A 13,721-nucleotide genomic window follows, 5' to 3' on the forward strand; every position below is an offset into this window, starting at 1 on the left:
CGGCGCCCTGGGGCCTGCACCGGGGGGGACGGGCATGACGGAGGCGGTGGTGCCGGCCGCGATGGCCGCGCGGCTGACCAGGAAGGGCGCGAAGATCGCCGTGGCGGTGGCGGGCGTGGACCCTGCCGACCTGGACGGCCTGCTGCCCGGCATGGCGTACGAGGCGGCGGACGTGGACGCGATGGGCCCCGCGCCCTGGGTGGCCCCCGACCCGGCGGCCTTCGTGCTCCTGGCCCGTACCCCCACCGACCTGCGCCGTGCCGTCACCCTCGGGACGGCGCTCCCGGCCACCGCGTTCGCCTGCGTCGTCATCGCCGAGGCGCCGCCGTGGTGCGACGCCCCCGGCCTCCCCCTGTCGCCGAGCCTCGGCCGCCGCCTGCTGCGCGAGCTCACCGTCACCCGGTACGGCGGCACCGGCTGGCGGCTCACGGCCCGCTTCTCCGAGCCGGTGCCCGCGGGCGAGGTCGCCGCGGCCGTCGACAGGAGCCTCGGCGGCCACCACCTCGCCGGATACCCCCTGCCCACGGCGGGGCTCACCGGGACGGGCCTGGCCGCCTGGCGTCCCGGCGACCCGAACGCGACCGTCTCCGACGCCCGCGGCCCCGCGCCCGACCGCTCCGACGTCCCCACCGCCGACCTGGCCGTACGCGCCCAGGACGGCGACGAGGCCGGCGAGGACGACTGGATCGACCCGCGCGTCCCCGCCGTGGACGTGGCGCCCGACGTGAGCTGGGAGCGGCTCGGCGCCCCCGGCGGCTACGCGGCGCTGCGCGCGCTCACGATCGAGCCGGACGCCGTGCCGCCCGTGGACGAGCGGTCGGTCAACCCGCGCGGCTTCCTCAAGAGGCCGTCGCGGCCGATCGCCGACCTCGTGCACCACGACGGAGGCTGGGAGATCCGGCAGGACGGGGCGGCGCTCGTCCGCCTGGCCCCCACGGGAGGCGTGACCGACGCCGACGTGGGCCGCCTGCGCCGGCTGCGCGGCGTCCGGCTGAGCTGGCATCCTGCCCATACCGGGCCGATCGCCGCCGTCCACGCCGTCGCGGGGCTCGCCGCCGCGGGCGTCCCGCTGCTGTCGGACCCGCCGCCCGGGTGGGCCGCGGACGGCCTCGGACCCGAGCTGGCCGCGCTCCTCACCGCCGCCACCGAGGAGGACCTGACCGACGACCTGCGGCGCGAGGAGCACAGCGTCCTGCTGCGCAGGACCGCGCTCACCCGCCACGGCACCACCGCCCGCTGGCGGGCCCTGGCCGCCCGCGCCGGGGTCCCGGTCCCGGACGCGCCCACGATCTCGGTGATCATGTGTACCCGGCGCGCCGCGCTGGTCCCGTTCGCGCTCGGCCAGATCGCCCGGCAGCGCGGCGTGGACCTGGAGGTGATCCTCACCCTGCACGGCGTGCCCGCCGACGCGCCCGAGGTGGCCGCGGCCGTGCGCGACTTCCCCCGGCCGGTCACGATCGTGGAGGCCGGCGCGGAGCTGCCGTTCGGCGCCGTGCTCAACCGCGCCGCGAGCCGGGCCGGCGGCGCCTACCTCAGCAAGTGGGACGACGACGACTGGTACGGGCCCGACCACCTGGCCGACATGGCGCTCGCCCGGGCGTACTCGGGGGCCGAGCTGGTGGGCGCCGCCTCGGAGTTCTTCTACCTGCGGCAGATCGACGTCACGATCCGCCGCGACTGGACCAGCGAGACGATGTCCAACCACGTGGCGGGCGGCACCTTCGTGGTGTCGCGTTCGGCGTTCGAGGCCCTCGGCGGCTTCCGGCCGGTGGCCCGCGCGGTGGACGTCCATTTCTTCCAGGACCTGCTCAGGGCCGGCGGCGCGATCTACCGCACCCACGGCCTGGGGTTCGTCGCGCGCAGGGCGGCCCGGGGCGGGCACACCTGGCGGGAGCCCGTGGGCTACTTCCTGGCCCGCGCGAAGGAGCAGTGGCGGGGATTCCGGCCGAGCCGACTGATGGAGTGGGAGCAGTGACAGCACAGGACCGGCCCAGGCAGCCGAGGATCCGGCACAACGACTACGGCGTCCTGCGGCCCCCCGAGCCCGGCTCGTGGACCCCCCGGATGTCGGTGAGCGTGGTGATCGCCGCCTACGGCCACCAGGACAAGCTCGACCTGACCCTCGCCGGGCTGGCCGCCCAGACCTACCCGAGCCACCTCATGGAGGTCGTCGTCGTGGACGACGGCACCGTCCCCGCCCTGCGCCTGCCGGAGATCGTCCCGGAGAACACCCGCCTGGTCACCACCGAGCCCGGCGCGCGGGGCCGTGCGAGCGCCCGCAACACCGGGCTCGCCCTGGCGGACGGCGACGTCGTCCACTGGCTCGACGCCGACATGGTCGCCTTCCACGACGAGGTCGAGGCGCACATGCGCTGGCACCACCTGGCCGGCTACCTCGTGGTCATGGGCTACGTCCGCTTCGTCGACCACGAGCCCGGGACGCACACCCCCGCGCAGGTGCGTGACGCCGTCGCCGCGCACGCGACCGAGACCCTGTTCGACGAGGCCGCCAGCGAGCCGCACGCCTGGATCGTCGATCTGGCCGCGCGTACGGACGGCCTGCGCACCGAGCGCGACCTGGCCTACCGGGTGCACGTCACCAACGCGGCCTCGGTGAACGCCGGGCTGCTGCGGGCCGCCGGGCCGCTGGACACCGGGCTCGTGCTCGGCGAGGACAGCGAGCTCGGCTACCGGCTCGCGCAGGCCGGGGCGGCGTTCGTGCTGGCCCCCGAGGCGCGCACCCGCCACCTCGGCGCGTCGATGATGATGCGCGACGGCGAGCAGGTGCGGCGCTACAACGACGCCTTCGTGCCCGACCACATCCCGGTCATGCGCTGGCGGCGCACCCACCCGCGCCGCCAGTGGCTGGTGCCGTACGTCGAGGTCGTGATCGACGTGTCCTCTGCGCCGTACGAGGACGTCAGGGCCACCGTGGACGGCTTCCTGGCGAGCTCGCTGGGCGACCTGCGGATCACGCTCGTCGCGCCGTGGGGGTCGGTGCGCGAGGAGCGGCGCGACCCGCTCGCCAGCCCGCACCTCGACCTGCTGCTCGTCCGCGGCCTCTACCGGGCCGAGCCGCGCGTCCGCCTCGCCGAGCACGTCCCGGGCTCCGCCGCGCCCGTGCCGTACCGGCTGCTGTGCCCGGCGGGCTGGGTGCCGGGGCCCGAGACCGTGCTGCGGCTGGTCGAGGAGGCGGCCGAGCACGGCTGCGGGCTGGTCAGCGTGGCCCTGGACGAGACCGACGAGGTGATCGCCGCCCGGCTGGAGCACACCGGGGCGTTCGCCAGGGCCGCCCTGGTCGTGGCCCCCGGGGAGCCGCTCGACTCCGCCGTGGACGACGTCGCCGGCACCCGCTGGGCCGACGGCGCGACGCTGGGCTTCCTGCCCGCCGCCGAGGCCGAGCCGCCCAAGCGGAGGAAGGCCGAGGACCCGGCGCTCAGGCGCGAGGTGGCGCGGCTCAAGGCCGAGAACGCGCGCCTGGCGGAGGAGCTCGCCGCGCGCGCCGAGGAGCCCGAGAAAGGACCCGCCCCGCATGGCCGAGGGCCGGCGCCGCGCGGGCCGAGGGCGCTGCTGCGGCGCCTGCGCTGAACCTTTTTCGGATATCGGCGCGGATCACAGAAGCCGGTATGACCAGAGAAGGGAATCGCAGACGATACTGTCGTCATGGAATCGCACGAGAACCTCCTCGCCGGCCCGCCGCCCACCCTCCTGCCGGACAACCCGGAAGCGAGGCAAGCGCTGGAGTCCGGTGTCAAGGCCAGCGATGTCGCCGCGCGCTTCCCGGCTTACTCCGGAGCCTGGGGGGCGCTGGCCGACGAATACTTCGCCGCCGGTCACGCCGTCACGTCGTACGCCTTCGCGCGCACCGGGTACCACCGGGGCCTGGATCAGCTCCGGCGCGCCGGCTGGAAGGGGCACGGGCCCATCCCGTGGGACCACGCGCCGAACCAGGGGTTCCTGCGCTGCCTGCACGCGCTCGCCCGCTCCGCCCAGGCGATCGGCGAGAAGGACGAGGCCGAGCGCTGCTCCCAGTTCCTGCGCGACAGCAGCCCGGAGGCCGTCAAGGCCCTCAACTCGGCGTAAGCCGCGCTTGGGCGGCATCAGCCTGCTCGGGTAGTCTCTCAACGCAAGAGCCCCTGTCGCGCTTGCGCCAGGGGTTTACTTTTTGGTGCGCGGGAGTTAACCATGCCGGCTGTCGTTCTCGTGGGCGCCCAGTGGGGCGATGAGGGCAAGGGTAAGGCGACCGACCTGCTGGGCGGTGACGTCGACTACGTCGTCCGCTACCAGGGCGGCAACAACGCGGGGCACACGGTCGTGATCGGCGACCAGAAGTACGCCCTGCACCTTCTGCCGACCGGCGTGCTGTCCCCCGAGGTCATCCCCGTGATCGGCAACGGCGTGGTGATCGACCCCGGGGTCCTGCTGTCGGAGATCGACGGCCTGGTCGAGCGCGGCATCTCGTGCGACCGTCTGCTGATCTCCGCCAGCGCGCATCTGATCATGCCGCACCACAAGGCGCTGGACAAGGTGACCGAAAGGTACCTCGGCAAGTCCCGCATCGGCACCACCGGGCGCGGCATCGGCCCCGCCTACGGCGACAAGATCGCCCGCATGGGCGTGCGGGTGCAGGACCTGCTGGACCCGGGCATCCTCAGCAAGAAGATCGAGGTCGCGCTCAACGAGAAGAACCAGGTGCTCACCAAGGTCTACAACCGCAGGGGCATCGACCCGGCCAAGGTCCTGGAGGAGTACCTCGGGTACGCCGAGCGGCTCACCCCGCACATCGCGGACACCTCGCTGGTGCTGAACAAGGCGCTGGACGAGGGCAAGGTCGTGCTGCTGGAGGGCGGCCAGGGCAACCTGCTCGACATCGACCACGGCACCTACCCGTTCGTGACCTCCTCCTCGCCGACGTCCGGCGGCGCGTGCATCGGCTCGGGCATCCCGCCCACCCGGCTCACCCGCGTGATCGGCATCCTGAAGGCGTACACCACGCGCGTCGGCTCCGGGCCGTTCCCGACCGAGCTGACCGACGACATGGGCGAGTGGCTGCGCACCACCGGCGGCGAGTACGGCGTCACCACCGGCCGCGACCGCCGCTGCGGCTGGTTCGACGCGATCATCGCCAGGTACGCCACGCGGATCAACGGCGTCACCGACTTCTTCCTCACCAAGCTGGACGTCCTGTCCGGCCTGGAGCGCATCCCGGTCTGCGTGGCCTACGACGTCGACGGCGTGCGCCACGAGGAGATCCCGATGACGCAGACCGGCTTCCACCACGCCAAGCCGATCTACGAGGAGTTCCCCGGCTGGGACGAGGACATCACCGAGGCCAAGTCGTTCGACGACCTGCCGAAGAACGCCCAGGACTACGTCCACGCCCTGGAGGAGCTGAGCGGCGCTCGCATCTCCGCGATCGGCGTGGGCCCCGGCCGCACGCAGACCCTGTCCCTGCGCTCGCTGATCTGACGCGGCGGGGCGGCACGGCGGCGGGCTCGCTGCGGTCCGGGAAGGCACGCGCCGATCCACGGGCTCGCCGGGCCGCCGCCTTCACGGCCCCGCCTGACGGGGGTCAGGACGGCGTGGCGATAGGGTGCGCCGTGTGCAGGTGGAGATACCGGAGATTCTGCCGGAGATACACGGCCATCGGGGAGCACGGGGCCTGCGCCCGGAGAACACCCTTCCCGGCATGGCCTTCACGCTGGAGCTCGGCGTCCACGCGATCGAGTTCGACGTCGCCCTCAGCGCCGACCGGCGGCTCGTGCTGACCCACGACCTCACGGTGTCGGCGGTGACCAGCGCCGACACCGCCCCCCTCGTCGAGGACGACCCGGACTTCCCCTACGTGGGCAAGCCGATCCGCTCGCTGTCGCTCGCCCAGCTCCGCACGCTGGACGTCGGCGTCCGCCATCCCAGGTCGGACAAGGACCGCTTCGTCCGCACCCAGGCGCCCGTCCCCGGCGCGCGCATGCCCACGCTCGGCGCCGTCCTCGGCCTCGCCTCCGCCTACGGGGCCGACGACGTCCGCATGCACGTCGAGATCAAGTCCGACCCGACCCGGCCCGACCTGTCCGGCGACCCGCGCGAGCTGACCGAGCTGGTGGTGGCCGAGCTGACCCGGCACGGGCGGCTGGACGGCGCGGCGATCCTCAGCTTCGACTGGCGGGTGCTGCGCGCCGCCGAACACCTGGTGTCCCGGCGGTACGCGCTGGTCGAGAAGGCCACCGTCGACCCGGCCTGGCTCGGCCTCGACCCGCGCGCGTTCGACGGCGACCTCGCGGCGGCCGCCGCCTCCATCGGCGCGACCACCTTGTCCCCGGACCGAGTGCTCGTGGACGACGAGCTGGTGGCGCGGGCCGACAAGGCGGGGCTGCCGCTGACGGTGTGGACGGTCAACGACCCCGAGGAGGCCGAGCGGCTGCTCGACCTCGGCGTGACGGGCATCGTCACCGACTACCCGGACCGCATGCGCGAGGTTTGGGCGCGCCGCGGCCTCCCCCTGCCCCGCGCCGTCGTCGCCCCGCGCCCCGAGCGCCCCTGACCCGTCTCCGGCGCCGTCCCCCCGGCGCGTCACAACATCAACTGGAGTGCGCGCGGGAGTATCGTGCGGAGAACTAAAGTGGCGGGACCGTCTCCCCGATACCAGGACGCCACGGACCGGAGGTCACCCATGCAGGTCGAGCCGCGCATGTCCCCCTGGGCCACCGAGCGCTTCGGCGCGCGCGCCGCGGACGTGAGACAGCGGCTGGCCACCTCCCTCCGCGAGGCCGCGGAGAACGCCCAGGACGCCCAGAAGTGGTCGAAGAGCGACAAACGCTATGCCTATGGGTCCACGCTCATGGCGCGCCGCTACGAGGCCCTCGTCGCCGGCTTCAGGGACGAGCCCGGCTTCCAGGTCGTCCGCCCCTACCGCTCGCCGCACCACCTCGTCGTCCTGGACGGCAACCTGTTCCTCCCCTTCCGCTTCGCCGAGGACGACTTCACCCCCGTCAGCGAGGCCCGCGTCAGCGACGGCCGCGTCTCGGCCCTGGCCCGCGAGCTGTTCACGCGCTACGGCCCCCGGACGATCTACCAGCAGCAGGAGCTCGACCTCGGCGTCCAGGAGGACGACGACGAGGCCGAGGACGTGCTCCCGCCGCTGCGGCGGCTGCCCGCCGGCACCCGGCTGATCCCGGTCGCCTACGCCGCCAACGCGCGCGCCGGGCTGCTGCGGCTCTACTGGGGCGAGGCCGAGCTGATCGACGACAGAGGGCACATCTACTGGCTGCACTGCGAGCCGATCCCGCTGCGTGAGTCCTCCCCCTGGGTGCCGCAGGCCCTTCCCCTGGGCTCCCCGGCCGTCCGCTTCGACGCCGCCGCCGAGCCCGGCCTCGACCTCGCCCACCGCTCCGCACTCGACCGCGCCCTGTCCGCCGTGGACACCGAGCCCCCGTACACGCGCCCCGCCGCCGCCGATGACCACGCGTGACCACGACTCCGCCCCGCCCCATGACCAGGCATCCGGCCCCCGGCCGCGCTCACTCGCGGACCGGGGCGAGACCCCCCCGGGATCCTGGAGCGACGGGCACGGTCAGATCCGTCTCTTCGACCAGGTGGACGAGCGGGCGGCGCCCACCCCGCAGGCCGTCGCCGTCGCGTTCGACCAGGCACGGCTCACGCAGGCGCGGCGGCTCGCCGGGCTGACCAAGAAGGACCTCGCCGAGCGGGTCGGCGTGACCCCCGCGGCGGTCGGGCAGTACGAGACGGGCGCCACCCACCCGCGTCCCGACCTGGTCCCGCGCCTGGCCGAGGTCCTCGGCGTGCCCATGGCGTTCTTCCTGCCGGGCCGCCCGCACGCGAAGCTGGACGGCTCGATGGCGCACTTCCGCAGCCTGCGCTCCACCCGCGCCCACCAGCGGGCCAAGGCGGTCGCGTTCGTCGAACAGGTCTGGGAGCTCACCCACGCCCTGGAGAAGCGGGTACGGCTGCCGCAGGTCGACCTGCCGGGCTTCTCCGGCGGAGAGGTCCACTCCGGCGTCGAGCTGCCCCGCGACCCGGCCGCCGCCGCCCGCGAACTGCGCCGCCACTGGCGCCTCGGCACCGGCCCCATCCCCCACCTGGTCCGCCACATGGAGGCGCACGGCATCGTCGTCGTCCTCCCGCCCCCGGACGAGGACGCCACCACGGTGGACGCCTTCTCGACCTCCCAGCTCCCCCGCCCGATCGTCGTCCTCACCGCCAACCGCTTCGACGACATCCACCGCTACCGCTTCACCGCCGCCCACGAACTCGGCCACCTGGTCCTGCACGGCGACACCGCCGCCGGCGACGTCCAGCAGGAACGCGAGGCCGACACCTTCGCCGCCGAGTTCCTGACCCCGCGCGAGAGCATCCTCCCCGCCCTCCCCCGCCGCCTCGACCTGCGCCGCCTCGCCGAGCTGAAGAACATCTGGGGCGTCTCGGTCGACTCCCTGCTCTACCGCTGCCGTGAGCTCGGCCTGCTCTCCGACTCCGCCGCCGGCCGCGCCTACCAGCGCCTCGCCACCCTCCGCGACCAGCCCGGCTTCGCCGGCGAGCCCATCACCGGCTACCCCGGCGAACACCCCGTCCTCCTGTCCCAAGCCTTCGACCTCGCCACCACCCGAACCGGCCTCACCCTCCCCGCCCTCGCCACCCAACTGGCCTGGCCCCTGAAACGAACCCGCCAACTCCTCTCCCTCCCCGACCCCCGCCCCGAACTCCGCCTCGTCCCCGGACCGGCACAGATCGCAGGAGGCGGTCGGCATGGCCATGCCGGCCACGGCGACATCGACACCGAAGCCACCGCGATCACCGACTGAACCCCCCAGAAGATGGTGATCTTGCTGAACCGGGGGGCGAACCGTCCTCCGAGCGAGGACCTCGCCTCCGCGCCCGGGGGGCGCTCCGGCTCGGGCTGTATTTCCCAGGGGGCTCCGCCCCCTTCGGCCCCCATTCGAAGGCTCCGCCTCGGACTCCGACTCTCACATTCCTCAATCGGCAAGTGCGTACGAACCGGGACATGACACTCGTGTCGCCATCCGATGGCACGCAGTCGGGTTCGCTCTGCCTGTGGGCGACGGTATGGCCTGAGGCAGTAGGTGGACGGCTGCGTCGAATACGCGTCCCGCGATGCGAGCGGTTCGGAGGGCGAAGCCCTCGGAACGGGGGGTCGAAGGGGGGCGGAGCCCCCTTGGGGGACACAGCCCGAGCCGGAGCGCCCCCCGGGCGCGGAGGCGAGGACCGTTTCGGGGACGCACGGTTTCGTGGGGTGTCGTATCGGACGGGCTGGTCGGGGGTCAGGGTGGCGGCGGGCAGAGACTCGTCAGACGCGGATCGGCGCGGGTGCGCCGAAGGCTTGCCTGTGGTGCGGGCGGGGAGCGGTAGTCCTCATCCCTGCCCGCACCGCGATGGGTCCTCTACTGCGGCGGGTTCTCTTCCGCGTCTCGCAATGTCTGCCCAGAGGCGTTCTTGAGTCTGGTGACCCAGGTGTCGAGCCTCTGTTTGAGCGTGGGGTCGGCGCTGTTGTAGGAGTTGTCGAGCTGGTGGGGATCGGCGGACAGGTCGTACAGCTCATGTTCGCCGGTGTTGTAGGCGACGTAGTTCAACGCCGCGTTCACGCCGAGCGTGTTGGGTTTGGCCCGCAGGCCGACGTAGACGGGGGCGCCTCCGGAGGCGAGCGCTTGTGCGTCTCCGGGATCTTGGGGTTCCAGCAGGTTGTTCAGGGTGTTGGTGTTCAGGGTGCTGGGTCCGGCATGCTCGTTGAGGAACGCCAAGCGCCACCGCGATGGTGTGGTGCCGCGCAGGAACGGCACGAGTGAGCGGCCGTCGACGAAGGCGGGCGCGGTCGCTCCGGCCAGTTCGGCGAAAGTCGGTGCGAGGTCGACGTTGAGGGTGAAGGCGTTGACGACCGCCCCGGCGGGGACGCCGGGTCCGCGGATGACCAGCGGGACGTTGAGATCTTCCTCGAAGGCGGTGTTCTTGCCGGAGTTCAGGCGGTGCTGGCCCTGGTGGAAACCGTTGTCCGACGTGAAGACGATGTAGGTGTTGTCGAGTACGCCTTGCGCCCGCAGAGTGTCGATCGTGTCCTGGACGAGGTCGGTGACCGCGCGCAAGGATTCTCTGCGCTTTTCGTAGAAGGCGTCGATGTTGTTGATCTGGGCGGCGGTGAGCTTGGGCTTGTTGCGGATCCAGGCCGGCTTGTCGCTGACGTCGTCCTCGTTGAAAGACGGAGTGCGCGGAGCCTTGGCGTTGGGGTAGATGCCGTCGTAGCGCGGCGGCGGCGTCGCCGGTCCGTGTGGGATGTAGGGGGCGACGTAGGTGAAGAACGGCTTGTCCGGATAGTTGGTGGTGGTGTTCTTGATGAACGTGGTCAGCCTGCGAGAGATCACGTCAACGCCGTAGTCTGACGATGCGCCGCCGAAGTGGACGGTCGTGCCGTTGTCGTTGACGTCGTAGTTGTACTCCGAATACGGGCTTCCACCGTTGGGGCTGAACCAGCGTGTCCACCCAGGCGGAATGTAGGTGCTACTGGGCGCTCCGTTGGGGTACCCGTTGAGGTATTTACCGAAGAACCCGGTGCGGTACCCGGCGCTTTGCAGCCAGGTGGCGACGGTCGAGTTCTCCAGTCCTCTGCTGTAGAAGGACTGGAATCCGCCGCCGGAGGCGGCCTCGTTGGTGTAGATGCCCGTGTTGTGTGCGAACTGCCCGCGCAGCGTGGACACTCGCGACGGGCAGCACAGCGACAGTTCGACGAACTGCTTGTTGAATGTCGTTCCCTGACTGGTCAGGAGTGTCTGGAGCCCGGCGTCCTTGCCGAAGACGTCCTCGTTGAGGTCATCGGTGAGGATGAAGACGATGTTGGGCTGGGTCGTCGCCGCCGACGCCGGCGAACCGTCGAGTTTCACACCCGCGTAGGTGATGCTCGCGGATGCGATGAGCAGAGCCCCCAAGAGTTTCGATCGGTGACGATGTGGCTTGTGGGCGTTCATACCGCACCCTTTCTCGGGATACCTGGTCCATCGCTTGATGTCGATGAAACGTGCCGAGACATTCCAGCCTCGAACAGGGTGAAGTCCATCCAGGCGTGCTGGCGGCTGCGGGCACAGAAGGTCGCGCCCGAAAGGGAGGTCGGAGAATCAGCGGTGGCGAACCGGGCGACACAAGGCGCTGCTCACGCGCGCCAAGTCGATGTGACGCCGCACCGTGGCGTGGAAGCTGTGTCCACGCCGGGCGGTCGATGTCATGACCACATAGAATCCGAATTATCCCTACCGGTCAAGTGGGTAATTTCCCGCTCGCCGCTGAACCAGTGCCGCATCATGCGACGTTCGCCCTGTTATCGAATGCGCGTCCCGCGATGCGAGCGGTCCGGCGGGCGGAGCCCTCGGATCGAGGAGTGAAGGGGGACGGAGTCCCCTTGGGAAACACAGACCGAGTCGGAGCGCCCCCCCGGGCGCGGAGGCGAGGACCGTTGTGGGGACGTGAAGTTTCGCGGGATGTCGTATCGGATGGGGTGGTCGGGCGGGGTACGCTTCGGGTGGACGAAACGCGGGAGCCTGGCGCACCGGGCTGAGAGTGTGGCTGTTCGGCCGCAGACCGCTCGAACCTGACCGGGTCATGCCGGCGTAGGGAGCTTTTCCATGGAGACATCCGGGTCCATCCCCGGTACGTACCAGTCGTCGCGGTCGTTCAGTGCGGAGCTCTGGGAGGCCATCACCCCCATCTACACGGCCATCCTCGACCATCCGTTCATCACGGGGCTCACGGACGGCACGCTGCCGCACGACGCCTTCCGCCACTTCATCGAGCAGGACTCGCACTACCTGCGGGACTACGCCCGCGCGCTGGCGCTGTGCGCGGCGAAGTCGCCGACCGAGGACGATGTGCGGGCCTTCGCGCACGACGCGGTGAGCGCCATCGCGGCCGAGCAGGAGATGCACGCCGAGTTCATGTTCCAGCTCGGCGGGTCGGCCGAGGAGGCCGAGAAGGCGCCCGTGGGACCGACCACCCGGGCGTACACGAGCTACCTGCTGGCCACGGTGTACGGCGGGTCGTTCCTGGACGGCCTGGCGGCGGTGCTCCCCTGCTACTGGATCTACGCGCGGGTCGGGACGGCGCTGCTCGCCGAGTCGTCCCCGGACGCGTTGTACGCCCGCTGGATCGCCACCTACGGCGACCAGGCGTTCCAGAGCGTGGTGCGCCGCGTGGTGGAACTGGCGGATCGGACCGGGGCGGAGGCGACGCCGGCCCAGCGCGCCGCCGCGCTGGGCCACTTCGTCACCACCGCCCGCTACGAGTGGATGTTCTGGGAAGCGGCGTGGCGGCGGGAATCATGGCCGGTGTGAGCCATCCCAAATCGTTTTGGGCCGTATGAAAAGCGACTTGACCGGCCCTGACAACCTCTGACCTGCGTGAATGCACGGCGGAGCACCGCTCCGCCGTCCGGGGGGTCGCCTTCAGAGCCAGCTGTTGCGCCGGAATCCTCGGTAGAGCAGCGAGCAGATCACGAGCATGATGCCGATGATGACCGGATAGCCCCACATGTCGTGCAGGCCGGGCAGGTGGTCGAAGTTCATGCCGTAGATGCCGGCGATCATCGTGGGGACCGAGATGATGGCCACCCACGCGGAGATCTTGCGCATGTCCTCGTTGGCCAGGGCGTTGGACCTGGCCAGCGCGGCCTGCAGGATCGAGTTGCAGAGCTCGTTGGAGGACTCGACCTGCTCGCAGACCCGGGAGAGGTGGTCGACGACGTCGCGGAAGTACTCGCGCATCTCCGAAGGGATCATGCGGCGGGTGGGCAGCGCGTTGAAGGGGGTCTGCAACGGGGTGACCGCGCGCTTCATCTCGATCATCTCGCGCTTGAGCTGGTAGATGCGGCTGATGTCGCGGGAGCTGACGTCGGCGAAGACGGTGGCCTCGACCTCTTCGAGCTCGGCCTGCATGAGGTCGGCGACGGAGAGGTACTTGTCGACGACGTGGTCGGCGATGGCGTGCAGCACGCCCGAGGGGCCGCGGGACAGCAGCTTGGGCTTGTCCTCCAGGCGCGCGCGCACGTCGGCGAGGGGACAGTGGTCACCGTGGCGGACGGTCACCACGAAGTCGGGCCCGACGAAGATCATGATCTCGCCGCCGGCGATGATCTGACTGCCGGCCCTGGGGTCGTCGTCGAGGTAGGCGAGGGTCTTCAGCACGACGAACAGCGAGTCGCCGTAACGTTCCACCTTGGGGCGCTGGTGCGCCTTGATGGCGTCCTCGACGGCGAGGGGGTGCAGGCCGAAGACCTCGGCCAGCCAGCCGACCTCGGACGCCTCGGGCTCGTAGAGGCCGACCCACACGTAGGCGCCGCCGATCTCGGAGGCGGCGTTGTGGTCGCGGACCAGCCCGACGGCCTCGGGGATGCCGTCGGCCTCCACCCGCTTGCCGCCGACGTAGGCGCCGAACTCGACGACCGAGTCGCTCGGGGGCACGCAAGGGCCGCTCACCTGGCGGAGCCGGGAGCCGGAGCCGCGCAGCGCCACATCGGGGGCGGGACGCTGGTGCAGGTTGATCCGCTGGAAAAGGGTGGACGAGCGCATGGAAATCCCTTCCCGCCCGACCTGGGGGAACCCGCGCACGACAAAAGGGGATGCGGTGAATACCGCGAAAAGTTAGATTGGCCGCGCGGCTCTCAGTCGGACACCGAATTGGAGTGGTCGGGGTTGCGCACGAAGCACGTGCGC

Annotated in this window: 11 protein-coding genes and 1 riboswitch; of the genes, 8 read left to right on the forward strand and 3 right to left on the reverse strand. The window is 71.5% G+C overall.

From position 1 onward, the window contains the following. Nucleotides 1–34: 34 nt before the first annotated feature. The 7 genes from BJ981_RS06990 (at nt 35) to BJ981_RS07020 (ending at nt 8,819) form a co-directional block, all read left to right on the forward strand. Entirely contained in the window at nt 35–1,975 is a 1,941-nt protein-coding gene (locus BJ981_RS06990) for a glycosyltransferase (RefSeq protein WP_184609091.1), read from the forward strand. After that, entirely contained in the window at nt 1,972–3,588 is a 1,617-nt protein-coding gene (locus tag BJ981_RS06995) for a glycosyltransferase family 2 protein (RefSeq protein ID WP_184609093.1), read from the forward strand. Before BJ981_RS06990 ends, BJ981_RS06995 begins: the two co-directional genes overlap by 4 nt. A gap of 75 nt (nt 3,589–3,663) precedes the next feature. Next, the gene (locus BJ981_RS07000) at nt 3,664–4,083 is read left to right on the forward strand and encodes a DUF3151 domain-containing protein (RefSeq protein ID WP_184609095.1); all 420 of its coding nucleotides are present in this window, start codon (nt 3,664–3,666) and stop codon (nt 4,081–4,083) included. 102 nt (nt 4,084–4,185) lie between these two features. Beyond that, nucleotides 4,186–5,469, forward strand: coding sequence for an adenylosuccinate synthase (locus BJ981_RS07005; protein ID WP_184609097.1), 1,284 nt, complete (start codon nt 4,186–4,188; stop codon nt 5,467–5,469). A 139-nt stretch (nt 5,470–5,608) separates the two neighbouring features. Next, complete coding sequence (locus tag BJ981_RS07010) at nt 5,609–6,541, forward strand: glycerophosphodiester phosphodiesterase family protein (protein WP_275422301.1); 933 nt, start codon at nt 5,609–5,611, stop codon at nt 6,539–6,541. A gap of 129 nt (nt 6,542–6,670) precedes the next feature. Next, nucleotides 6,671–7,468 (forward strand): hypothetical protein, encoded by a 798-nt coding sequence (locus BJ981_RS07015; RefSeq protein WP_184609099.1) that lies wholly within the window; start codon nt 6,671–6,673, stop codon nt 7,466–7,468. Continuing rightward, nucleotides 7,455–8,819, forward strand: a complete 1,365-nt coding sequence (locus BJ981_RS07020; RefSeq protein WP_184609101.1) for a helix-turn-helix domain-containing protein — start codon at nt 7,455–7,457, stop codon at nt 8,817–8,819. Before BJ981_RS07015 ends, BJ981_RS07020 begins: the two co-directional genes overlap by 14 nt. Before the next feature lie 597 nt (nt 8,820–9,416). Here BJ981_RS07020 and BJ981_RS07025 read toward each other — a convergent pair. Together BJ981_RS07025 and BJ981_RS39610 are read right to left on the reverse strand one after the other, a co-directional pair. Continuing rightward, nucleotides 9,417–10,988 carry a sulfatase family protein gene (locus BJ981_RS07025; RefSeq protein ID WP_184609103.1) on the reverse strand — a complete coding sequence of 524 codons (1,572 nt, stop codon included), beginning with the start codon at nt 10,986–10,988 and terminating at the stop codon, nt 9,417–9,419. Nucleotides 10,989–11,135: 147 nt separating this feature from the next. Beyond that, nucleotides 11,136–11,243: a putative leader peptide gene (locus BJ981_RS39610; protein WP_372436919.1), complete on the reverse strand. Its 108-nt coding sequence runs from the start codon at nt 11,241–11,243 to the stop codon at nt 11,136–11,138. 294 nt (nt 11,244–11,537) lie between these two features. Continuing rightward, nucleotides 11,538–11,648: riboswitch (TPP riboswitch) on the forward strand. Between BJ981_RS39610 and tenA the strand changes: the two genes are divergently transcribed. Next, on the forward strand, nt 11,640–12,344 hold the full coding sequence (tenA, locus tag BJ981_RS07030) for a thiaminase II (RefSeq protein ID WP_184609105.1): 705 nt from the start codon (nt 11,640–11,642) through the stop codon (nt 12,342–12,344). Its footprint overlaps the riboswitch before it by 9 nt. Before the next feature lie 111 nt (nt 12,345–12,455). Here the strand turns inward: tenA and BJ981_RS07035 are convergent, their stop codons facing one another. Then, nucleotides 12,456–13,577 carry a magnesium and cobalt transport protein CorA gene (locus BJ981_RS07035; RefSeq protein WP_184609107.1) on the reverse strand — a complete coding sequence of 374 codons (1,122 nt, stop codon included), beginning with the start codon at nt 13,575–13,577 and terminating at the stop codon, nt 12,456–12,458. Nucleotides 13,578–13,721 lie beyond the last annotated feature (144 nt).

The organism is Sphaerisporangium krabiense (assembly GCF_014200435.1).
GTDB lineage: Bacteria > Actinomycetota > Actinomycetes > Streptosporangiales > Streptosporangiaceae > Sphaerisporangium > Sphaerisporangium krabiense.